Annotated in this window: 21 protein-coding genes; 13 read left to right on the forward strand and 8 right to left on the reverse strand. The window is 64.6% G+C overall.

Annotated elements, in window-relative coordinates; translation table 11 throughout:
- Positions 1-180: 180 nt before the first annotated feature.
- From ACWEQQ_RS42380 to ACWEQQ_RS42400, 5 genes are all read right to left on the reverse strand, one after another.
- Positions 181-678, reverse strand: a complete 498-nt coding sequence (locus tag ACWEQQ_RS42380) for a YhgE/Pip domain-containing protein (protein ID WP_452352206.1) — start codon at positions 676-678, stop codon at positions 181-183.
- 567 nt (positions 679-1,245) lie between these two features.
- Positions 1,246-1,368: a helix-turn-helix domain-containing protein gene (locus tag ACWEQQ_RS42385; protein ID WP_452352207.1), complete on the reverse strand. Its 123-nt coding sequence runs from the start codon at positions 1,366-1,368 to the stop codon at positions 1,246-1,248.
- 80 nt (positions 1,369-1,448) lie between these two features.
- Positions 1,449-2,528, reverse strand: a complete 1,080-nt coding sequence (locus ACWEQQ_RS42390; RefSeq protein ID WP_452352208.1) for an AraC family transcriptional regulator — start codon at positions 2,526-2,528, stop codon at positions 1,449-1,451.
- A gap of 16 nt (positions 2,529-2,544) precedes the next feature.
- Positions 2,545-3,975, reverse strand: a complete 1,431-nt coding sequence (locus ACWEQQ_RS42395; RefSeq protein WP_452352209.1) for a flavin-containing monooxygenase — start codon at positions 3,973-3,975, stop codon at positions 2,545-2,547.
- Positions 3,976-4,133: 158 nt separating this feature from the next.
- Entirely contained in the window at positions 4,134-4,949 is an 816-nt protein-coding gene (locus tag ACWEQQ_RS42400; RefSeq protein ID WP_452352210.1) for an SDR family NAD(P)-dependent oxidoreductase, read from the reverse strand.
- A gap of 288 nt (positions 4,950-5,237) precedes the next feature.
- Between ACWEQQ_RS42400 and ACWEQQ_RS42405 the strand changes: the two genes are divergently transcribed.
- The 4 genes from ACWEQQ_RS42405 (at position 5,238) to ACWEQQ_RS42420 (ending at position 7,843) form a co-directional block, all read left to right on the forward strand.
- Positions 5,238-5,882, forward strand: coding sequence for a TetR/AcrR family transcriptional regulator (locus ACWEQQ_RS42405; RefSeq protein WP_452352211.1), 645 nt, complete (start codon positions 5,238-5,240; stop codon positions 5,880-5,882).
- 32 nt (positions 5,883-5,914) lie between these two features.
- Positions 5,915-6,166 (forward strand): helix-turn-helix domain-containing protein, encoded by a 252-nt coding sequence (locus ACWEQQ_RS42410; protein WP_452352226.1) that lies wholly within the window; start codon positions 5,915-5,917, stop codon positions 6,164-6,166.
- 769 nt (positions 6,167-6,935) lie between these two features.
- On the forward strand, positions 6,936-7,325 hold the full coding sequence (locus ACWEQQ_RS42415; protein ID WP_452352212.1) for a DoxX family protein: 390 nt from the start codon (positions 6,936-6,938) through the stop codon (positions 7,323-7,325).
- A gap of 113 nt (positions 7,326-7,438) precedes the next feature.
- Entirely contained in the window at positions 7,439-7,843 is a 405-nt protein-coding gene (locus tag ACWEQQ_RS42420; RefSeq protein ID WP_452352213.1) for a GNAT family N-acetyltransferase, read from the forward strand.
- 205 nt (positions 7,844-8,048) lie between these two features.
- On the opposite strand, the gene ACWEQQ_RS42425 is transcribed toward ACWEQQ_RS42420, so the two are convergent.
- Complete coding sequence (locus ACWEQQ_RS42425) at positions 8,049-8,630, reverse strand: helix-turn-helix domain-containing protein (protein WP_452352214.1); 582 nt, start codon at positions 8,628-8,630, stop codon at positions 8,049-8,051.
- Positions 8,631-8,707: 77 nt separating this feature from the next.
- Here ACWEQQ_RS42425 and ACWEQQ_RS42430 point away from each other — a divergent pair, with 77 nt between their 5' ends.
- The 6 genes from ACWEQQ_RS42430 to ACWEQQ_RS42455 all read left to right on the forward strand — a co-directional run bounded on the left by ACWEQQ_RS42430 (position 8,708) and on the right by ACWEQQ_RS42455 (position 15,489).
- Positions 8,708-9,757 carry an NAD(P)/FAD-dependent oxidoreductase gene (locus ACWEQQ_RS42430; protein ID WP_452352215.1) on the forward strand — a complete coding sequence of 350 codons (1,050 nt, stop codon included), beginning with the start codon at positions 8,708-8,710 and terminating at the stop codon, positions 9,755-9,757.
- Between the two features lie 29 nt (positions 9,758-9,786).
- Positions 9,787-10,113, forward strand: a complete 327-nt coding sequence (trxA, locus tag ACWEQQ_RS42435) for a thioredoxin (RefSeq protein WP_452352216.1) — start codon at positions 9,787-9,789, stop codon at positions 10,111-10,113.
- Between the two features lie 71 nt (positions 10,114-10,184).
- Positions 10,185-10,688, forward strand: coding sequence for a cupin domain-containing protein (locus ACWEQQ_RS42440; RefSeq protein ID WP_452352217.1), 504 nt, complete (start codon positions 10,185-10,187; stop codon positions 10,686-10,688).
- A gap of 852 nt (positions 10,689-11,540) precedes the next feature.
- Positions 11,541-13,010 (forward strand): amidase, encoded by a 1,470-nt coding sequence (locus ACWEQQ_RS42445; RefSeq protein ID WP_452352218.1) that lies wholly within the window; start codon positions 11,541-11,543, stop codon positions 13,008-13,010.
- The gene (locus tag ACWEQQ_RS42450; RefSeq protein ID WP_452352219.1) at positions 12,991-14,613 is read left to right on the forward strand and encodes a long-chain fatty acid--CoA ligase; all 1,623 of its coding nucleotides are present in this window, start codon (positions 12,991-12,993) and stop codon (positions 14,611-14,613) included. The genes ACWEQQ_RS42445 and ACWEQQ_RS42450 overlap by 20 nt, the downstream gene beginning before the upstream one ends.
- Before the next feature lie 294 nt (positions 14,614-14,907).
- On the forward strand, positions 14,908-15,489 hold the full coding sequence (locus ACWEQQ_RS42455) for a peptide deformylase (protein WP_452352220.1): 582 nt from the start codon (positions 14,908-14,910) through the stop codon (positions 15,487-15,489).
- A 517-nt stretch (positions 15,490-16,006) separates the two neighbouring features.
- Here the strand turns inward: ACWEQQ_RS42455 and ACWEQQ_RS42460 are convergent.
- Complete coding sequence (locus tag ACWEQQ_RS42460; RefSeq protein ID WP_452352221.1) at positions 16,007-17,236, reverse strand: saccharopine dehydrogenase family protein; 1,230 nt, start codon at positions 17,234-17,236, stop codon at positions 16,007-16,009.
- Between the two features lie 203 nt (positions 17,237-17,439).
- Between ACWEQQ_RS42460 and ACWEQQ_RS42465 the strand changes: the two genes are divergently transcribed.
- The gene (locus ACWEQQ_RS42465; protein WP_452352222.1) at positions 17,440-18,510 is read left to right on the forward strand and encodes an NAD(P)/FAD-dependent oxidoreductase; all 1,071 of its coding nucleotides are present in this window, start codon (positions 17,440-17,442) and stop codon (positions 18,508-18,510) included.
- A gap of 15 nt (positions 18,511-18,525) precedes the next feature.
- Entirely contained in the window at positions 18,526-19,020 is a 495-nt protein-coding gene (locus tag ACWEQQ_RS42470; protein ID WP_452352223.1) for a hypothetical protein, read from the forward strand.
- Position 19,021: 1 nt separating this feature from the next.
- Here the strand turns inward: ACWEQQ_RS42470 and ACWEQQ_RS42475 are convergent, their stop codons facing one another.
- Positions 19,022-19,972, reverse strand: a complete 951-nt coding sequence (locus ACWEQQ_RS42475; RefSeq protein WP_452352224.1) for a response regulator transcription factor — start codon at positions 19,970-19,972, stop codon at positions 19,022-19,024.
- Between the two features lie 250 nt (positions 19,973-20,222).
- Between ACWEQQ_RS42475 and ACWEQQ_RS42480 the strand changes: the two genes are divergently transcribed.
- Positions 20,223-21,638, forward strand: coding sequence for an amidase (locus ACWEQQ_RS42480; protein WP_452352225.1), 1,416 nt, complete (start codon positions 20,223-20,225; stop codon positions 21,636-21,638).
- Positions 21,639-21,805: the final 167 nt, after the last annotated feature.

Genomic DNA, 21,805 nt, shown 5'->3' on the forward strand with positions numbered 1-21,805 from the left:
TCCTGTCTTCATCGAGATGTCAGTCCGTTCTCGCCCTCCGCGTGCGGTCCTGCCTGTCACGCCGCTGGACTGAGCTCGAACTCGTGTCGAGAGCCGCCTCGACGGCGAGGTGAACTACTCGACGGGTTTCAGACTGCGGACGACGTCGATCCCCCAGCCCCTACGCCGGTCGCAGCATTCCTATGGGCACCCCGAACATTCGGTCGTACAAAGCGATGTGGCATCGGATAATTGCGCGGCGGGCGAACGCCATCGGGGCGAGATCGGTGAACGGCTGGAATGCGGGTCGGCCAATTGCTGGGTACCGCCGTTCAACTGCCCGGCACCGGTGGAGGCGTCGGCCAATCCGGCTCCGAGACTGGTGAAGTCCGAGGGTATGACCACCGAAAAGGTGTAGCGGTTCTGCCGCAATCCTTCGATTGCCTCCGCGCCGTCAACTCGGTGGAAATCCAGCCGCCGACCCGCCGTGAGATTGTCGAGAATCGCAGCGCCCAGGTTCTCCCGCTGCCCGTCGGAGGTACCGCCGGCATCGTCACTGGCAACCGCGACCGGAATCTCACTGAGGTAGTTCGTCGGATCCCACAGAATCCACATGTATAGCGCCGACAGCAGAGTCGGGACGACCAGCACCAGCACCATCGCTGCGGCGGCGACTCTGGAACCTTTGATCAAGCGCAACTGTCGCGCCAACCTACGCTCCCGATTCGTTGGCAGTGACAACGGAACACGTGGCATGGAGATCCTCTCTCGACGACGCCCCCGAATACGGGCGGCGCAGCCGCGACACTCATAGCGAGAGCGCGCAAATAGCTGTGGAGGAAATTACGGCCAGGTGGGCGCCATCACATCTGCTGGCGACAAGCTGGCCGCCACAGCCCCCTGTATGGCTGCCGATCCCCCGTCCTGAGCCATGCATTGACACCACACACAGACAAAGCCACCGGCAACGGATGCCGGTTCAATCGCCTGGCGTCTGCATCCGCATGCAACTAGCCGATCTCCGGACGATCGCGAACAGCCTGAGTCACATCAGCGGTCGCCGAAAACTCGCGGCCAGCGATCGGTCCCAGGTGGAGCGAGGTGTTCGACAGCGATAGCCCGCTGGCCGTCCAGCACCGCCAGCATCGTGTCCTGGCCGATGACGCGGTGCAGCTGAGAAAGTGCCGGTAATGCGGCACGCCGTATTGCTGCGAACCGGGCGGTCGACGAGGTCAGCTCCCACAGTCGTGTTCCGAATCGCACTCGTCACGCCGATGTCCGCTGCAGCCATCCGTGCTCCACCAACTCCGACACCAGCCGGTAAACGGCGGGGCCTGTCATGTCGGTGCGTTGGGCCAGCTCAAAATGGTTGTGTCCACATCCTCGCATTCGAAGGCATCGAGAAGACGGACGATGCGGGGGAATGTGCTCTCCCCGTTGGAATTCCGTGCCATTGTCATGTTCCAGACCTACCGGGTGTCCGGTCGGCCGGGCCCCTCATGCCTGGAGCCGGGCGCGGGAATCGTGTTCGGCTGTCCGGATATTCGACGCTCGGCGCTCGGTACGTGCCCTGTCCAGCGGATGTATGCTCGCCGGAAATCTCGAATGTCCTTGTAGCCGACTTCTCGGGCCACGGCCGCGATCGATAGCGCCGACTCGCGGAGGATGTACATTGCGCGACGTTGGCGAACCCTGTCGCGGATCGCGCTGAAATTTTCGCCCGCCAAGGCCAACTGCCTGCGCAAAGTGCGCTCGGAGACATGAAGGCGCGCCGCGACGTCTGCCATGGACAACGGCCGAGGCAGGTCGCGTTCGAGGACTGTCTCGACCGCCATCGTGATGTCCGCCGCCCTGCCAAGACCCAGCATCCGATGACAGACATCGATCGCCAGCGTCTTTATCGATTCGCAGTGGGTAGACAGCGGCTGCGCCAACATCGACGACGGGAAGCAGACCCGGTTGGCCTCGGTGGAAAACTGGATTGGACATCGGAGCAGCAGTCCGTACTCACGGGCGTAGGACGGGGCCGGATATCCGAGCTCCACTCTGGTCGGCGACCACCGCTCGCCTATGAGGGACCGCGCGAAAACCGTTGCGCTGCACAGGGCCTCCTCACAGAGAAAGGTGAGGAGTTCGGGCTCAGGGCTGCGCTCGTGGAAACGCAGTGCCGTTTCGTCCCCATATTGCTCCAGCGTGATATCCAGCAGGCTGCCCGCAGTGAGGTGAAAATCGAGCCCGACCGATAGTGCTTCCCCGACCGTTGCGCATGACCGCATCGCCACACCCACCATCCCCATCGTCAGCAGCGGGTCCCGCGTACCGACCTCCATTCCGAGAGGTCGGTTGGGCAGATCTCGCACTGCGCGACGGAGAATGGTAATCGCCTGGCGGTACGAGACCGACGGGGAGTCCGCAGCCACCAGACGCCTGTAATCCACCTCCGTGCCGGCGAACCATGGCGCGACGTCAGTGCCTTCGCGTTGGCCGATCCTCACGATGCCGCTCAATATCGAGGGCGGGATGATCGGCCAGTCCAGCTGCGTACTCACCCGGTGATTCAGCCGCTCAGCGAACAGTTGCCGGCAGAGTCGCCTGCGACAGATGGTCGGCGAAGCCCGGTGTCAGAGCCTGCCAGCCCATTTGCCGACGGATGCCGGTCAGCACCTTCTTGTAGGTCTTGGAATCGATATAGCCGGCATGGCGAGCGGAATCGACGAGGCGCAAACCCCCGGTGAGATTGGGCTGGTCGTCGCGAATCAGGCGGTCGAATCGCTCAGCTCGCACTGGGTTGTTCATCTGATCGCGCAGATACTGGGCAACCACATTGGAGATGTTGTCGAACAGCGTGTATGCGCTCGAGTTGGTCTCGAGGAAGCCGACCGTGAAGAGATTGTGGTGCCGGCGGTTGAAAGCGGTCAGGTATTGCGCGGGTCGATCTCCGTTCCAGCTGAACAGGTCGGCGTCGAGGTAGGGGAGCCGCATCTCGTAGCCGGTCGCGTACACCACCAGGTCGATCTGCGTCCTGGATCCGTCTGTGAAAACCACGTCAGGGCCGTCGAATCGGGCGATATCTGGTTTGACGGTGATATCGGCGTGCTGGAGGTGATGCAGCAGTTGACTGTTGAGCAGCGGGTGTGTTTCGAACAACTTGTGATCGGGCTTGGGAAGCCCCCATCTGGTGACGTCTCCGACGATCAGTCGCAGCAGTGCTGTCACCAGCGGGCGCTCGATCCAGCGCGGCACTGAAACGCTGGTGTCGTCGAACTGATCAGAGGGGACGCCGAGGACGTGCTTGGGGATGATGTGGTAGCCCCTGCGCACGCTGATGAAGGCTTCGTCGGCGGCCTGGGCTGCATCGCAGGCGATATCTGCGCCTGAATTGCCCAAGCCGACGATCAGGACACGCTTGCCCGCGAAGTCGCTCGCGCGGCGATGGGTGACGGCATGGCGAATTTCACCGTCGAAGGTCCCGGGGTGTACCGGGATCCGCGGATGCCAGTTCGTGCCCGACGCGCAAATGACCCCGCGGTACCGCCGGCGCTCACCGCCCGTCAGGGTGACGATCCACTGGTCGTCTGGAGTCACCGATTCGACGGCGGCGTTGAAGGTGATATTCGACCGCAACCCGAAGGTCTCGGCGAAGTCGCGCGTGTATGTAAGGATCTGGCTGCGGCTGGGATAGTCGCCGAAGGTCTTCGGCATCGGAAAATCGAAGAATCCTGACAAGTCCCTCGAAGAAATGAAATGCGCCGACTCGTACATCGGCGTCCCAGGGTTATCGATGTCCCAGATTCCGCCGACATCGGAGTGCCGCTCGAACTGGTCATACTCGACGCCATAGTGCCGAAGCATGCGCGCGACACTGAGTCCGGCTGGTCCGGCACCGACGATCGCCACCGCATCACTGCGATCTGTGATTTCGGTGGATCGGTGTGACTGTGCCGAGACGCCGCTCTGGGAAGGCATCTCGGAGTGAGTGGTCGGTTCGATTGTCATAGAAGCTCCGGATTGTTCATATGGATACGGATTGGATGGGTTGGGTCAGTTGGCAACTCGACCACGCAGGGAAGGGAAGCGGTCGAGTTCGTCGGCCAGGACTCAGGAGAAGGAGGTCCGTCCGTCACCGGCGAGAATCTGCCGACGATCGCCGATGGTTAGAGTCCGATGTCGGCGAGGTAGCGCTGTCGCCCTCTCTCGCCGATTCGGTTGGCAATTGGCAGTAGCAGGGGGACGAGGCGGGGTGCGAACTGCAGGAATTGCGCCGCCAGCCCATCTGAGACTGGGAGGTAGATTTCGACACGCCCGGTCCGGATGACCTTGTCGACCGCGTCGGCGACGTCCGATACCGAGGACACCGTGCCCACGAAATTGAGCAGGCTGCCGCCGTGGGTAGCTTCGTGTCGGAGCATCGGCGTATCGACCGCGCTCGGGTAGACGCCTCCGACAGTCACACCGGTGGCGCGGAGTTCTAGGTGAAGCGCCGCGAGGAAGGCGCGCAGACCTGCCTTGGCGGCGGAGTAGGTCGCGGAACCCGGCAGTGCGAGTACCGCTCCCTGCGATACCGTTGCCACGATGTGCCCCCTGCCGCGGGCGGTCAATGCTGTTGCGGCAGAACGCGTGAGCTTGATCGTGGACCCGAGCATGATCTGCAGTTGCAGGTCGATCTGTTCGGGTGTCGTATCGAGCACGTCGCCCGGAATGACGATGCCCGCGTTGAGGAAGCAAATCTCGAGATCAGCTCCCCATTCGTTCTCGATCCGCTCACACAGTGCCGCAACAGCAACATCATCAGCGAGATCGCACACGATGGGCGCAGCGTTGGAACCGATCTGCCGTGCCGCTTGGGCCGCCAAAGCATCGTCGCGTTCAGCGGCAAGGACCTGATAGCCACGCCCGGCCAACCGTTGAGCCACTTCCAGCCCGATCCCACCGGCCGCCCCGGTTATCAGCGCATATGGGGATTGTGTCATGAGCGTTCCTACTCGCAGAGAGAATCTGGGTCATCTGAACAGGTCGCTTGCACAGGTCAAGTGACCAAGTCAGAGTGAGGGTAGCCGCGCCGATCGGTATGCGCTACCGCTTCGGGTTACGAGTTGGGTCAATTGCCGATTTTTTTTTGGGCGTGATGTCGCCCGGATCGCGGCATGTGTGGGCGGGCGCGCCACTGCAGGCTCGACTGGGTCAAGTGACCTAGTAGGCTCACGTCAGATGGATCGCGACGCGCAAAGGTTCGTGTGGCCGAGTGGAGGGAGTGTGCAGTGAGCCGACTGAAGGCTGAAGAGCGCCGTCGGATGCTTGTAGATGCAGCCTTCGACGTCATGGCCCGCGATGGTGTAGCTGCGGCGACTACACGCGCGATCTGCGCTGAGGCGGGGATGTCGCAGAGCGCATTCCACTATGCATTCAGGTCCAAGGAAGAGCTGCTACACGAGCTGACCGAGGTGGTGGTGAGCGAGCAGACCCGCATGTTGTCAGATATGAAGGTTTCCGCCAGTTCCTTGCGTGAAGCCCTGGCAACTTCGATGGAGCTCTTGCTCGCTGGTGGAGTGATCGAGCCGGGACGTCAGGCAGTGCTCTATGAGCTCACGTTGCTGGACCTGCGGATCGGAGAGAAGCCCGGATCGCTCGGAACCTGGCAATACCGCCACTACAGTGACCTCGCCGCAAGGCTTCTCGAGGCTGCTGCCGAACGATTCCAGGTGCACTGGCGTGTGCCGGTCGAGGCACTGGCTCGAATGGTCGCCACCGCGGTCGATGGCACGATGCTTGCGTGGCTCACCGACCGGGACACCGCCTTGGCAGCTGAGTCCCTGCGCACACTGGCGGAAGCGATACTCTCCTTCGCAGTCGACAATGGGGAGTTCCCTCAGAAATCGCCGAGTAGTACAGCGAATATGGCGTAGCCGTCGGCGGTGTCGCGGTTCCGCCCACCACGCTGGCACGGTTCCTCACCCACTGCCGCGCACAACTCGGACTCACCATCGCTGATGTTGCCGACGCCGCGCTTCTGCCCGCCTCCCTCATCACCACCTGGGAAGCAGGGGCGAACGCTGCCTCCTCACAGCTGATCCGTTGCGCACCAGCACTACAGCTGGAAGAAGCCACCCTGCCCAACGCAGACCAAGGCCGCAGGAACACCGGCTACTGGCCGCTCCCCCAACCGAAACGAACACGCCTAAAACAGTGACCAGTGCCCGCCATACCTGCACGGACGCTGACAACCCCATGCGAGATCCATGACAAGGACCGCAGATGCGCAGTGCCGCAGTCGCTGCAGACCCCGCCCCAATGACCGCTGAGCCTGTGCACGCCGAAACCCGTCCACAGGCACAGCGTTTGCGAAGCGCGCGCGGGATCGAGATGCCGCCTTTGCGCGGATTGCCGACCTCAGCGAACGCCGCCGGATACGACGTGCGCGCGGCGCGGTCGAGGGCTGTCGTCCGCGGCTGGCATGCTTCTTCGCATTGTTCGGGGTAAGTCGGACCAAGACGACCATCAAAGCCCGCGAAATGTTCTCGCGTTGGAGGTAGTGCTCGTCCGCCGAGACAGCATCGGTGGGAAGTTCGTCGGCGAAGAGCGGCTCCTCACGTCGCCGTTGCCGAGCTCGCAACTGGTCGAAGCACTCACGGGTGAGAACGGTCGTCACGTCAGCGGCAGGGTTTCGGAGCTCGTTATCGGCGACGGTCGATCGCCGTCAACTGCGGCCGACACTCCTCGAACACCGCGATCGACCACCAGGTGTCACCTTTCTGCACTGGGAAACGTCAGGACATACGAGACCACCAATCTCACGCCCGACAACTCCGCTGACAGGAGACACTTCCCATGAGCTTACTGACCGTTCGGCTCCGAACCCGCCCCGATCAGGCGGCCGCAGTGGTCGAACAGATCACGCCACTGTTCACCGCTATCCATACGGCAGCGCCGAAGGAACTGAGGTACCCAACGCCGCGCGCATGCACCGTTCTTGGCAGGTACGAAGCGTGACGGTGGCACTGATCAGCGCGACGATCGTTTGCATTGTCGCCAACGCTTTCATCGCGATTGCTGACTACGTCAAAGCAGGGTTCGTCTTGAAGAACTCTGCCGAGGTTCATGTTCCACTCCGTGCTTTGCCTTATCTCGCGACGTTGAAGCTCGCCGGCGCCGCAGGACTTGTTGTTGGCCTGGTAGCTGCTCCCTGGCTGGGCGTCGCGGCCGGCACCGGTCTGATCGTGTTCTTCATTGGCGCTGTCGTTGCTCACCTCCGCGCCCGGGTGCTCTACAACATCGCGTTCCCGGGACTGTATCTGCTACTGGCAGTAGCATCGACGGTCTTCATGGTTCAGCTGGTAGCCGGATCATGAGCCATAGAAACGCCTGATCGGGCGACACCCATCCCATTTCGAGCCGAAAACGGGAGCGAACGATCGAAATCAGGAAGTACCTGCCTACGGACAAGCAAGCCTGCCTGCAGATCATGGTGAGCAACACGCCTGAATTCTTTGCGCGGTGCGAAGTTTCGGAGTTCGAGAAGTTTCTCGACAATCTGCGCGATCCGTACGTCGTCGTCGAGGATCAGGGCGCCACCGTCGCGTGCGGCGGATGGCGCTTCCGCCCAGACGGCGCAGCCGCGCTGTGCTGGGGCATGGTGCGGCGTGCGGATCACCGCGGGGGCATTGGAACCCTACTCATCCTGGAGCGCCTCCGCCTGATTCGTGAGCAGGGCAGGGCGTCCCGGGTCGTCCTCGTAACGAGCCAGCACTCGCAGCTGTTCTTCGAGCGCTTCGGTTTCGTGGCCATTGCGTCCGTAGGTGGCGGCTTCGCGCCCGGACTGGATTCGGTCGAGATGCGCTTGGATATCGCGACCGACGACGTCCGTTGAGATCGGAATAGCGGTGGTGGCCTCGTGGAAGCGAGAGCCGGGGCGCTCACATCGCATTGCCCGCTATCACTCCGGGATGCCGTACTTGTCGAGCAGTGGGGCGAGGAGTGGCGAGGCTCGGTTCGCAGTGATGACGTCTCGCCTCGCGCGTTGATGCCGCTCGAGGGCTCTGCAACAACGGCGGGTGTTCAAGCCGGCCGCCTTCTCACCTGGTCGGCTTCGCGCGCATGTGCATGCGTTGTCCCTGGGGACCGAAGAGGCTGAGGATCTCGACCGGCCCCCGGCCGGTGCTACCGAACCAATGCGGCACCCGGGTGTCGAATTCTGCGGCCTCACCCTGACCGAGCACGACATCATGATCGCCGAGTACGAGCCTCAGGTGTCCTGACAGCACGTACAACCATTCGTAGCCGTCGTGGACCACCACGTGGGGTTCGGCCTGACTCGGCGGGACTGTGACCTTGAACGCCTGCAACCCCCCGCGTTGACGGGTGAGCGGCAAGATCGTCCGGCCGCTCACCGTCCGCGGTGCTCGAACGATCCGGGGGTCCGCGATCTGAGGCGCAGCGATGATTTCGTCGAGTGGGACCCGGAAGGCCAATGCGATGGGGAGCAGCAGTTCCAGGCTCGGGCGGCGTTGGCCCATCTCCAGTCTGGACAGCGTGCTCGTGGAGATCCCGGTATCCGCCGACAATTCGGCAAGCGTCACCCCTCGTCGAGTGCGAAGGTCTTTGATGCGCGGCCCGACTCGATCCAGGGCCGCCGCGATCTGCGGTGTATCCGACACATGCGCATCATCGATCCGTTTCCCGGAAACAGCAAATATTTTTGCCGTTTTCGCAGAAGCGCTGGCACTTTCGGGTCATGAAACGAGACAACACCACCGACAATCTTCTGGATGTCGCCATCATCGGAGGTGGCGCCGCCGGATTGACCGCCGCGCAGGTACTCGGACGCGCACGCCGCAGCGTCGCGGTGATCGATAGCCGCGATCCTCGCAACAGGCCGGCCGCACACATGCACGGGTTCTTGTCGCGCGACGGAATGCCGCCCGCTGATCTGGTCGCCATCGGGCGCAAGGAAGCGCTCGACTATGGTGTCAGCCTCATCGACGGCCACGTCACCGAAATCACGAGCCACGGAACCGATCCGGGATTCACGCTGCAGCTGACCACTGGCCGGCAGCTCGAAGCCCGTGCCGTCCTGATCAGCACCGGCCTCCGGGACGAACTACCGGGCGTCCCGGGACTGTGGGATCGATGGGGAGTCGACGTCCTGCACTGCCCCTTCTGCCACGGCTACGAGTTCCGCGACGAACCGCTCGGAGTCCTGGGCGGGAACGTCCGAGAGCTGTCCATCCACCAGGCACTGCTGCTGCCGCAGTGGTCGCCCGATGTGGTCTTCTTCGCCAACGGCATCGACTTGACCGACGGAGAACGCGCTCGCATCCGCGCCCGCGGCGTCGACATCGTCGAGGATCCCGTGCGTGGCATTGTCGTGGACGACGATCGACTGCGCGCGGTCGAGCTCGGCGACGGGCAACTTGTCCCCCGCGCGGCGCTCTTCGTCGGCCCCCGATTCGTAGCCAACGACTCCCTGTTGCGCGGGTTCGGATGCGATATCGGACCCAACGGATTTGTCACCATCGACAGCACCGGCCGAACCAGTGCGCCGGGTATCTGGGCCGCTGGAAACGTGGCCGACCCGCGAGCACAGGTCATCACCGCCGCCGGCGCGGGGTCTGCCGCCGCGATCGCTGTCAACGGGTACCTCCTCGAATGGGACGTCGAAACGGCGCTCGCACACCGAGACCAGGCGCCGGCAGACGACGTCTTCTCCCCCGCGATGGAACGAGCGGTCAGCGCGATCGTCCTCGACGCGAAGCGATCCGACCCACGCTCACCGCTGTCCTGAGCACTACACCCAGCAAGAACGAAGGAACCATGCCAACCATCGCAGTCACCGACACCACCTTCCAGAACCGGGTGCTCGACAGCGCCACACCCGTGGTCGTCAACTTCTGGGCGCCCTGGTGCGGCCCGTGCCGAGTGCTCGCCCCCGTTCTCGAGGAGATCGCCGACGAACACTCCGAGGACTTCACCGTGGTGAAGGTCAACATCGACGAGAACCTGGCCGCTGTCGACGCTTACCAGATCATGGGAGTTCCGACGACGGTCCTCATCGTCGACGGCCAGGAAGTCACCCGAGTGACCGGCGCGAAACCGAAGAGCGCATTGCTCGACGACCTGCTGAAACCCCTCGCACGGTAGTCCAACCACGCGCTCGATCCGGAGTGCCGAGCGCGACACCCACCCCACCCCTTCACAAAGGAGCATCTCTGATGAACAACCACGAGACGACAACCACGGACGTGCAGCTTCCCACGGTATGCGCCCCGGGCGAGGGTCTACGCGTCGCTTCGGGCGGAATGGTGTATCGCTTTCTTGCTACCGGTGCCGAAACCAACGGCAAATACTCACTTTTCGAAGCCACTCTGCGTCCCGGGGAGGGCTCGCCGTTCCACGTGCACAGCCGTGAGGAGGAGGCGTTCTACGTCCTGGACGGCGAGGTCGCCTTCTATACCGAGACCGGACGAATTCCCGCAGGGCCGGGAACGTTCATCAACGCCTCGATCGGCGTGATTCGTGGCTTCCGCAACGAAACCGACTGCAACGCAAAGATGCTCATCCTCGTGGCACCCTCCGGTCTCGAGGGCATGTTCCTGGCGGACGGCACCATCCTCACAGATCCGGCGCAGGAGGCCCCGCAGGGCGGCACCGAGTGTCCGGTCATCGCCGGACAGTACGGGATCGAAGTCATGCCATACGACCTTCCGCCTATGTAGCTCGCGGTCGCCGTGCGCGACGATGGAATCCGGCCAAACGACCCCGCCGACGAGTGCCCCGCCGAAGAACTCGGCGCGCGTTCGAGAGCGGATGAAGACAGCAGACAGGTAGGTTCGTCGGCACACACGCGCACTGTGCCGGCAGCAGCGAACCAAACAGAGCCGAGCCCTGGGGTTGCCGCGTAGCCGGTCCCCAGGGCTCGAATCAGATGAGTCAAAAGCTGATTCGCCGATCAGTCCGATCCTGGGCGACGGACGTCCTACGGCCTCGACCTTGTCCCAGAAACAGCAAAAATCCTTGCCCTACGCCAAGTCCCGGTGCACGCTCTGCGCATGCACAAGCCCGAAGCGACCGCCGCGCAGTCCCCGTCGACGACGGTGGTAGTGCGCGCTTGTGGACGCCGGGAACCAGCCCTGCGAACAGGCGAACAGGCCGAATGTCGCTGGCGCGGAGCACTGGACGGCGCGCCGCACTCCCAATCGATACCGGTCCGCGCGAGCACCGGGCGCAATGCATATTTCCTGACCACGGATCGCCGCTGACCACAGGACGGCGGTAACACCGCCCTCGAACACCCCGCACCCCGGCCACCATTCGGGTAACCGCGGAGAAATCCAGCACATCACCTTGCCGCGCCCTACAACGGCGCGCTCACATCCCCCTTATCGGACCGAGCCCTCGAGTCACCAACGCAAAACCCCATCCGGTTGACCGACGTCAAGGATTGGCCGCCTCGTGCAGTCGTCCGAGCGCCTCCCTTTGCCTCTGACTCACGCAGCTCAGGTCCTCCAACCAATGGAGTACTCCCCCATGGCAATTGTCCCTGACGACCACCGAGAGGCTTGAGGAACATGGAGAACAATCGAGTCCACACCTTCAGGGACGATGCACTCGGCGATCTCGACGCGTGCGGCATCGCAGCCCGCATCGACTCAGGCGAGGTCTCGGCGCGCGAGGTTGTCGAGGCCTCCATCGCACGGGCACACGACGCAGACCCGACTCTGCGTGGCCTCGCCGTCGAAGACTTCGATCGAGCACTTTCCGCCAGTGACCATGTTCGAGCCGGCGCCTTCAGCGGCGTACCGACTGCGATCAAGGACAACACCGCCCTGGCAGGCCTCCCGACACAGTTCGGCAGCACCTCATTTCGGGCCGTCCCGGACTCGGCGAACGGACAATTCGTCGACCAAATGTTGAGCGCCGGAATGATCCCCATCGGAAAGACCCGGCTACCCGAGTTCGCATTCAACGTCACATGCGAGTACTCGCGAGAAGCCCCGGTTCGAAACCCCTGGAACACCGACTATTCCGCGGGTGGATCGTCCGGCGGCGCCGCAGCGCTGGTCGCCTCCGGTGTGGTTCCCATCGCCCACGCCACCGATGCAGGCGGGTCCATCCGAATCCCCGCTGCCGCCTGTGGTCTCGTGGGACTCAAACCCTCTCGCGGACGGCTGGTGGAGGACATCTCGGAGAAGGCCATGCCGCTCAAAATCGCCGTTCAGGGTGTCCTCACACGGTCGGTTCGCGACACGGCACGCCTGATGTTCGAGGCTGAGCGCTGCTATCGGAACCCTCGACTGCGTCCCGTGGGCGATGTGGCGGGTTCCAATAGCACACGTTTGAGAGTCGGAGTACTGGCTGCCTCTCCGACGTCGAGTCCGGTCGACTCGGAAACGCAGAAATCCGTCCGAGCCACCGCCGATCTCCTGGAATCTCTCGGGCACCACGTCACCGAGACAACGTCCCCCGTTCGAGCAGACTTCATGAAAGACTACCTGCTCTATCTAGGGCTTCTCATGACCGGCATCCGGAGCGCCGCCACGCACATTGTCGGATCCAGCCTCGACAAGGCCGAGCTCGAGGCGATTACCAACGGCATCTGCGATCAGTACCGGCGTGCCATCGCCCGCACACCGATCGTTCTTCATCGACTTCGGCAGGTGCAGAAGCGATTCCGATCGACATTCGACCACTTCGACGTACTGCTCTCGCCGGTTGCCGCGCACTCGACGCCGGTTCTCGGCCACCTGTCCCCGGATCAGCCGTTCGATTCATGGCTCGAGCGACTGAGCGCTTTCGACTGCTTCGCGCCCCTCAACAACATCTCCGGCACACCAGCGATCACACTTCCCCTCCACCACACCCGATCGGGCCTGCCACTGGCATCGCACCTGTCAGCGAACATCGGCGACGAACGCACCCTCCTCGAACTGGCCTTCGAACTCGAAGAGGCAGCGCCGTGGGCACGAATCGACGCCAAGCCACAGCCCGCCCCGACCCCTAACCCGATCAGGAGTATCAATGCAGAGCACAATGAATGAAGTGCCACTGTCGATTGCGCAGTTGCTGCGGCATGGAAGTACTGTCCACGCGGACGCCGAGGTGGTCACTTGGACCGAGTCGGGCCCGCGTCGTCGCACCTATGCGGAGGTCGGTCGGCGGTGTGCGCAGTTGGCGCACGCACTCCGGGGTCTCGGTGTCACCGGTGACGATCGGGTGGCCACGTTCATGTGGAACAACGCCGAGCACCTCGAGGCGTACCTGGCGGTGCCGTCGATGGGTGCGGTACTGCACACGTTGAACATCCGGTTGTTCCCTGAGCAGCTGATCCACGTGGCCAACCACGCGGAGGATCGGGTGATCATCGTCGACGCGACGCTGATTCCGTTGCTGGGCCCGAAACTGGCGCAGATGAAGACGGTCGAGCACGTGATCGTCACCGGCGATTCCACGGCCGGGCTCGAAACGTCCGAGGGCATCCAGGTGCACTCCTACGAGGGCCTGATCGCCGGTGAGCCGGCCGAGTACGACTGGCCCGAACTCGACGAGCGATCGGCCGCGGCGATGTGTTACACGTCGGGCACTACCGGGGCTCCGAAAGGTGTTGTCTACTCGCATCGTTCGATCTACCTACATTCCATGCAGGTGTGCATGAGCGACGGCCCCAATCTGGCGCAGGGCGACCGGGCGCTCGCGGTCGTGCCGCAGTTCCATGCGATGTCGTGGGGTTTGCCGTACGCGGCGTTCATGATCGGCGCGTCGCTGATCATGCCGGATCGGTTCCTGCAGCCCGCGCCGCTGGCGGAGCTGATCGCGGCCGAGCACGCGACGTTCGCGGCGGCGGTGCCGACGATCTGGCAGAGCCTGCACCTGCACCTCGAGGAGCATCCGCAAGACATCTCGTCGATACGGGAGGTCCTCATCGGTGGGGCGGCGGTGCCGCCGTCGCTGATGCACGCGTTCGAGAACGACCATCAGGTGTCGGTGTTGCACGCGTGGGGCATGACCGAGACGTCGCCGCTGGGGTCGGTAGCGCGACCGCCGGCCGACGCCGACGAGGAGGAGCGGTGGTGGTATCGGTACACGCAGGGCCGGTTCCCGGCGTCGGTGCAAGCGCGGTTGATCAACGACGACGGCAACCGGGTGCCGCACGACGGGGCCAGTGTCGGGGAACTCGAGGTGCGGGGGCCGTGGATCACCGCCTCCTATTACGGGGTGGAAGCGCCGGACAAGTTCCGGGATGGCTGGCTGCGCACCGGTGACGTCGGATCCATCACCGCCGACGGCTACCTGACACTGTCGGACCGGACGAAGGACATCATCAAGTCCGGTGGCGAGTGGATCTCCTCGGTCGACCTCGAGAACGCGGTCATGGGGCACCCGTCCGTCGTCGAGGCCGCGGTGATCGGTATCCCCGACGAGAAGTGGGACGAACGGCCGCTCGTGGCGGTGGTGTTGCGTGAGGGCAGCGATGCCGCACTCGGTGACCTGCGGGACTTCCTGGCCGACAAGGTCGCCAAGTGGCAGGTGCCAGAGAACTGGGCGGTGATCCAGGAAGTGCCCAAGACCAGCGTCGGCAAGTTCGACAAGAAGCGGCTGCGGGCCGACTTCCACGACGGCACCCTCGACATCATCAGGTTCTGACGACCACCCGGTGGCCCGGAATCGCCCAGGCCACCGGGGGTCTCGGCGAATTGACTCGTCCAGTTATGGGGAAAGTGACGCTTAGCGATCGGAGGTTTGGTGCGATGCCGTATGCCGGGTGTCGGTTCGAGAGTCGTTCACGCGGAAGGGTTTTGCGGCGGCATCCCGCGCCTCGCCGTAGGGCCCCGGTTACTCGCCGCCCGCATCGAATCACCAAATCGCCTACCCAAGCACATCGTCATGGGTGACGGATATCACGATAGAGCCTCAGAGCTCGCTTAGAGAGTGGGCAAAATGACAGTGCATCCCATCCGAATTGTGGGCGATCCCGTCCTGCACCAGGCGACGCAGCCGGTAACCCAGTCCGTCGCCGAGATTCGAGGACTTATCGACGACATGTACGAAACGATGGATGCCGCCGATGGTGTCGGGCTCGCCGGTCCCCAGATCGGCGTGAGTCTGCGTCTTTTCGTGTACCACTGCCCCGACATCGTCGACGGCAAGCAAGTCCGGCGCCGCGGTGCGGTGATCAATCCTGTCCTCGAGACGTCGGAGGTCCCCGAGACCATGCCGGATCCGGACAACGACTGGGAGGGTTGTCTTTCTGTCCCCGGCGAAGGATTCCCCACGGGCCGTGCAGGCTGGGCGCGAGTGACGGGTATCGAGTCCGACGGGTCACCGACGCAAATTGAGGGAACTGGGTACTTCGCGCGGATGCTTCAGCACGAGGTGGGTCACTTGGACGGCTACCTGTATTTGGACAGGCTGATCGGTCGAAACGCAAGAGCCGCCAAGAAGACGGTGAAGAGTGCCGGTTGGGGTGTGCCCGGCCTGAGCTGGCTTCCCGGAGTGGATGATCCGTACGCGCTCACGTAGCGAATCGGGGAAATGGCTGTACGCCGACACCACGGCGGCGCCGAGAGCGGGGATCCCTCGTTCGGCGCCGCACCGTTCGCGGCTTGTCTGACTGCTACGGAAACGATCTATCGGTCATGGGCGTTGTGGGCGGCGGGCTTGGCCGTATGGCGCGGCGGCGACGCCGAACGCGCCACGCACCTATTGGAAGACGGTATTCGATTGTCCGAACTGATGGCCGATCCCGCTTGTCACCGCAGGCCGCCTACGGATCTACCGGGAGATCCCTCCGCCGCAACAGCTCATGGTGCAGTGCAATCCGAACGCTTCGCACAGCATCGTCAAGGCCCGCTTCGACAATGACCAGGGCTGGTGTGCAGCTGTGGTGGGACTTTCCGCGCCACCATCGCTGTACACACCGGGCTACCTGTGTTCGCTGCGCCGGGTACGGCAAGAAGCATGTGGCCCGCTGAACAGAGTTCGCTACACCGAAGCTGGAGGAGCCGGTCCGACACACTGGTCCGGCCCCTCCTCCCGACTATTCGATCGGTTCTTGCTCGACCAGATAGACGGGGGCGGCTGCGTTGCGCCCTAACACGACATCGAGAACCTCGAAGAACCGTTTGGGGTCGATGACGGCCTCGGGCGGGTGCACGCCCGGTCGGCGGGCCGAGCCATCGATGACCTGCGACATGCCGATTGCCAGCGGGATTCCGGTTACCCGCGCCATGTCACCGAGCAAGGCGCGGGCCGGGTCCTCCGGTGAGCCGGACAGGTTCAGGTGCGCCAAAACCATGTGCGGGCGCCCCCGCTTGACGCCCGACACCGCTGCGAAGAACGGCGGGAGAGTGTCGGGTCCCTTGGCGCGAAGCGCGGTCGGCGCCGACCGGATGATGCGCAGCAGATTCGGATCGGCGAGGGCGGCCACGGCGGCTTCATTGGTGAGTTTGCCCCTGTCGATATCGCGCCGGAGGGTATCGAGGTAGGCCATTGTCCACGTACTCATCACCATCAGGTTGATCGCATCGCCGGTGGGTTTCAGGGTGCGCTGCAGGGTGATCGGCTCCGGGTGGCCGATGGAATAGGCGGTTCCACGCCGTCCGCCGGGAAGTTTCAACGACACCGGGCGAAGGGGGCGTTGCTCGCTGAGCTGACCCGCGGTCACACCTTTGATCGTGCCGCTGCTCTGCTCCATCCAGTGCACCGCCGCGGCAGACGGGCGACCATCGGGCCCGAGCAGTTGCGCGTCGTCTCGGTTCGTGTCGCCCGCGTCGTCGACGTCGACCGGCCACGCGGTGTAGGCATCGCGTACCGAGTCGAGTTCCGCGGCAGCGATTGCCGCCAGCAAATTGCTGATGCCAGGGCTGGCACCCATGCCGATGATCGCGCAAACCTCCCGGGCACGAGCCGCCGTGTCGAGTTCGAGCATCTGCAGCGTGGGTTCCCAGTCGTCGCAGATATCGAGGTAGTGCGTCTGCGTGTCGATCGCCGCTTGCAATACCGCCAGCCCGAAGCGGTAGTAGGGCCCGACTGTGTTGAGCACTATGTCTGCCGGCACGAGGGCTGCACGCAACTGCGCTTCGTCGGTAACGTCCACCTGGATCGCCCGCACGGCCACGGGCGCCTCTGCCAAGAGACGCGCCAATCGTTCGGCTGCGCCCAGATCCCTGTCTGCGACAACGATTTCCGTCACGCCAGGGATATTCACCGCTGTCTGCACGGCCACGGTGCCCATAGCACCCGGCCCGCCCAATGCAAGAACCTTCATCGGATGCTCCAACTTCCAAGATCGTGGGTTGCCGGCAGCGCGATGCGTGGGCGGTGTTCCGCGGACGCGACCGCTCGTGCCAGGACCGTTCCGGTTGTGATCGCCGCTGCCGGCAGCAGGAGGACTGTACTGCGGGTTGGAAACCTCATCACCATCTTTCGTTCGACTGCTATACGATCGTATAAAGAACGATAGATACTCTGATGATCAATTGGAGCGTGATGCCGGAAAGCGAACAAGCGGCGACCGATGTCATCGTCATCGGATCGGGTGCGACGGGGGCCACCATCGCTTATGTCCTGGCGCACAACGGCATCCGCGTAACCTGTATCGACCTCGATGTGCGCGGCGCGGGAGTGACCGCTAGTGCGTTCGGGTGGATCTGTACCACTCACACCAGGATCGACTCGGAACTGCACCGCGACGCGATCGCTGACTTCCGCGCTCTGAACGCGGATCTCGGAGGTGCTCTATCGATCTCATGGGCCGGGTCGCTGACCTGGTTTCAGGAACCGGAACACACCGAATCGTATTTGCGGAGGCAACAGGGGCTGGGTTTGCCGGCCGAAGCCGTCGATGCCGAAGGCTTCACACGTCTGGAACCCTCCTTGCGTCGCCGACCGGAGATTGCGGCGTACGCGCCGCAGGAAGGCGCCGTTGCGCCAGGACGAATGCGACGAACCCTGCTGGCCGCTGCCCGCGACCACGGGGCCCGGGTAGTGGAGGCCCCCGTTTCCGAGATTGCGGTCGGGGCCGATGGTGGGGCGCAGGTTTTCTCCGATGCCGGCGTCTTCAACGCGCGATATGTGGTGTTGGCGAACGGGCTTGGCGCCCCACGTCTGGCAGCACAGGTGGGCGTTGCGCTCGAGGTCGAGTCTTCACCGGCGATCCGATACACCTTTCGGACCACGGCACGACTGTCACGGCGAGTCCTGTCAGGTCCGGACTACGAGATCAGGCCCTGGCATCAAGGCACGTATCTGGGTGCGGAGGACTACGTGACATCAGAAGGCCCGCATCGCCCCGTCATTCGCGTACACCGCGCACTCGACGCGATCCGCCGCGACTTCAGCCTGCGAAATCCCCTGCAAATGCTGGACTTCCGCGTCGGCTTCCGGCCGATGCCGACGGCCGGGCGGCCCTACCTGGGCGCCTTGCGCACCGCACCGCAGATGCTTGTCGCGTGTATGCATTCCGGAATCACCTTGGCACCCGCTGCCGCTCGCCGGGTACTCCATCACATCACCGGTACCGCCGAGCTTGCTTCGATCTGAACCACGAGGTTGTCGATGGAGAACAATGACCCCGCGCGCTCGAACCCGCGCGGACTACATCAACTACGCCCCGCTCGGCGTCTCGTCCTCGTCGAGTCCGTGGTCGGGTTGCTGCTGGGGGTGGCGACACTGTCGCAGTCCTACCCGTCGGCCGGGGAGTCGGCGATGTGGGTGCAACTGCTCGGCTTGGCATTCCTGCTGACAGCGCTCGGCGCGAACCTGCGCTTGTGGCATCGGGTCGTCGCCGCCGGTGTGGGGTTGCGCTATCACCGGGCCGTGCTCTCCGGTGAACAGCAACTGCGCCAGTTCATCCTGGACGAGCGACGGCTCCGGATGGCGACCCTCATCTACGCGGCCGCGCTCTGTGTCCTGGTACCGCTGCCCCCGTCGTGGCGATGGTTCTGGTTCGCCCTCACCTTGCTGACCACAGTGCTGACCGCGGTGTCGCTGCGGCGAATGTGGCGCGCCGAGGTGTGTGGCACCGACGGCGGGGCACGCGCCCGGCAGTAGGTCAACGGCCGGGCGGTGCGAGCAACTGCAGTCCCTCACGGACAGCGAGGGCGGCGAGCTCGGCACGGGAACCGCAGCGCAGCTTGGCGAGGAGATGTTCGATATGGGTCGCGACGGTCTTGGGACTGACTACCAGCCGAGCCGCGATCCCCGCATTGGTATCGCCCAGCGTGACCAGGTGCAGGGTGTGCAATTCACGGATGGTCAGCCCGTGCGGGCGGGCGATGCGACGCTCGGTGACCAGCACCTCGCCACGCGGACCCGGAATGAGTTCGACACGGTGGCAGGCTCTTTCGGCGTCGAGCCACAGGAATCGCCCGGCCTCCGGGGCGCGAGCGAGCAGGGTCCACAGCGCGGCTCCGTCGCACAGGTGCGGGCCCGGCTCGCGCTGATCGAGAGCGACGCCGCCGGCGGCTGTGCGCACCCGCGCATGGGTCGCCGGATCGAGCCGGCGGGCCAGCAGATTCGGTTCCTTCATCAGGTCGCAGGCATGAGCGAAAACCGGCAGCAGGCGGTCCATGGCCTCGCGCCGCCGATCGGTGGCGGCGTCGGCCCGGGTCCAGCTGACATGCACCGACCCGACGTAGCGACCGCCGCGCACCTGCAACGCGGCCGACGCGCCCTCCCGGAAGCCCGCCGGAATCAGCAGCCTGCCGGTGACGGTATCGGTCACGTCGATGTGCCAGTCATCACGGAAATCGCGCCAGCGCACGGCGTGTGGCACCGTGGTGACCAGCTGATAGGTCACGGTATCGGCGCCGAAACCCGTGGTGGCGTGCCGCAGGAGCGCGGCGGAGTAGCCCTGGCTGGCCAGCACGTGATGACGGCCGGCCGCGTCCAGCGGATCGAACACGATGACCGCCACCGCCTGGGCGGCAGTGAATCCGCGCAGGGTGTCCAGCAATTGCGCGGCCTGTTCGCCGATCTCGGGATCGAGGTTCGGCGGCGGCAAATCTGCCTGTGCGGCAGCCGCTTCCGTCCTTCCGGGGGCGAGGTGGTCGTGAACTTTCGTGGGCGTGCGCTTTCCGTGAATCCGCTGAGCTGACCCGAGGCTAGCAGTCCCGCGAGCGATCCGAGGGCAAACATGGACAGCCCGAGAAATCGGTGAATCGACCGATGGTCGGGCCGCGCCACGACGGTCAGGATGAGTCGCAACGAGCAGCGATTCGGTGCTCGGACCAGAGTGCAGAGGAGATTCCGGCATGGGTGAGCAACTGTGGCGCAAGGGGGCGGGCGAGCTCGCAGCGCTGATCCGGGAGCGCGCGGTATCCGCGAGCGAGGTCGTCGAGGCGCACTTGGCGCGCATCGAGGAGGTCAACCCGGAACTCAACGCCCTGACCGTCGTCCTCGCCGAGGAGGCCCGCGACGGCGCCCGCCGGGCCGATCGGGCAGTCGCCGAGGGCGCGGAACTCGGTCTGCTGCATGGGGTTCCGGTCACCATCAAGGAGAACATCGACGTCGCCGGCACCGCCACCACCCAGGGCATGGCCGCGCTGGCAGGCGCGATCGCGACCCAGGACGCCCCCGTGGTCGAGCGGCTGCGCGCGGCCGGGGCAATCGTCCTCGGGCGCACGAACATGCCCGACTCGGGATTGCGGATCGCGACCGAGAGCTCGCTGCGCGGCATCACCGAGAATCCGTGGCGTCGCGGGCGCACCGCGGGTGGATCCTCCGGCGGCGAGGCGGCGGCACTGGCCTCGGGCATGTCTCCGCTGGGGGTCGGCAATGATCTGGGCGGCTCGCTGCGCAATCCCGCGCACTGCTGCGGCATCTCGTCGCTGAAGCCCACCACCGGCCGCATCCCGCAGGCCACCGATCTCGAGCCACAGGATCTGCCGCCGTCGATCCAGCTCATGGGGGTAGCGGGGCCGATGGCCCGGACCGTTGCCGACGTCCGCCTCGGCTACGGGATTCTGTCCGGCGCGCATCCCCGCGACCCGATCAGCGTCCCCGCACCGCTGCACCACCCCGATGCCGCGCAGCGCGTGCGGGTGGCCCTCATCGCCGAACCGCCCGGCGGCAGTACCGATTCCGGAATCGCCGACGCGGTCCGGCAGGCGGGCGCGCACCTGGCCGCCGCGGGCTACGAGGTCGAGGAGGTCACCCCGCCGGAGTATGAGGCCGTTCTCGACCTGTGGCGCCGCTTCCTCATGACCGATGTGCGGATCATGTGGCCCGGGCTCGCGCAGATCCTGGGCCAGTCGGGCAAGGATTTCGTACTGGCCGCCTTCGACGAGATCCCGGCCCTGGACCGGGACGGCTATATCGGGGTGTTGATCCAGCGGCAGCGCCTGCAACGCCTGTGGTCGGAGTTCTTCCTCGACTACCCGCTGATCCTGTCGCCGATCTGGGCCCGGCCCGCCTTCGAACACGGCTGGGACGTCATCGATCCGGACCATTCCTCGGCCACCCTGGAACTGCTGCGGCCGGTCATGCCCGCCAATGCCCTCGGGCTGCCCGCCGTCGCGACCACCGGCGGATTCGCCGACGGCATGCCGGTCGGGGTCCAGCTCATGGCCGCGGCTTTCCGCGAGGACCGGGCGCTGGCCGCGGCCGAGGCGCTGGAGGCCGCGGTCGGCGTCCGCACGCCCATCGACCCGTTCAGCCGCGGCCGGTAGCCGTTCGTCGCCGAGAAAAAGAAAGCCGCGCGACGAGACCGATCTGCTCCCGGACGTCGCCGGTGTCCGGGTGGATCGGATCTACCGCTTACCGCTTGTCTTGCACTTCTGGTCGCCGTTGTTCGTTGGGGATACGCTGTCCGTTAACAACGAGTTAACGCATCTTG

The sequence above is a fragment of the Nocardia sp. NPDC004123 genome, assembly GCF_053603795.1.

Bases quoted from the DNA above. Each gene is read 5' to 3' on its own strand.
- ACWEQQ_RS42460 (WP_452352221.1), bottom strand. From the start codon at position 17,236: ATGAAGGTTCTTGCATTGGGCGGGCCGGGTGCTATGGGCACCGTGGCC.
- ACWEQQ_RS42440 (WP_452352217.1), top strand. From the start codon at position 10,185: ATGAACAACCACGAGACGACAACCACGGACGTGCAGCTTCCCACGGTA.
- ACWEQQ_RS42470 (WP_452352223.1), top strand. From the start codon at position 18,526: ATGGAGAACAATGACCCCGCGCGCTCGAACCCGCGCGGACTACATCAA.
- ACWEQQ_RS42455 (WP_452352220.1), top strand. From the start codon at position 14,908: ATGACAGTGCATCCCATCCGAATTGTGGGCGATCCCGTCCTGCACCAG.
- ACWEQQ_RS42395 (WP_452352209.1), bottom strand. From the start codon at position 3,975: ATGACAATCGAACCGACCACTCACTCCGAGATGCCTTCCCAGAGCGGC.
- ACWEQQ_RS42445 (WP_452352218.1), top strand. From the start codon at position 11,541: ATGGAGAACAATCGAGTCCACACCTTCAGGGACGATGCACTCGGCGAT.
- ACWEQQ_RS42465 (WP_452352222.1), top strand. From the start codon at position 17,440: ATGATCAATTGGAGCGTGATGCCGGAAAGCGAACAAGCGGCGACCGAT.
- ACWEQQ_RS42420 (WP_452352213.1), top strand. From the start codon at position 7,439: ATGGTGAGCAACACGCCTGAATTCTTTGCGCGGTGCGAAGTTTCGGAG.
- trxA (WP_452352216.1), top strand. From the start codon at position 9,787: ATGCCAACCATCGCAGTCACCGACACCACCTTCCAGAACCGGGTGCTC.
- ACWEQQ_RS42450 (WP_452352219.1), top strand. From the start codon at position 12,991: ATGCAGAGCACAATGAATGAAGTGCCACTGTCGATTGCGCAGTTGCTG.
- ACWEQQ_RS42415 (WP_452352212.1), top strand. From the start codon at position 6,936: ATGCACCGTTCTTGGCAGGTACGAAGCGTGACGGTGGCACTGATCAGC.
- ACWEQQ_RS42480 (WP_452352225.1), top strand. From the start codon at position 20,223: ATGGGTGAGCAACTGTGGCGCAAGGGGGCGGGCGAGCTCGCAGCGCTG.
- ACWEQQ_RS42385 (WP_452352207.1), bottom strand. From the start codon at position 1,368: ATGCGAGGATGTGGACACAACCATTTTGAGCTGGCCCAACGCACCGAC.
- ACWEQQ_RS42430 (WP_452352215.1), top strand. From the start codon at position 8,708: ATGAAACGAGACAACACCACCGACAATCTTCTGGATGTCGCCATCATC.
- ACWEQQ_RS42400 (WP_452352210.1), bottom strand. From the start codon at position 4,949: ATGACACAATCCCCATATGCGCTGATAACCGGGGCGGCCGGTGGGATC.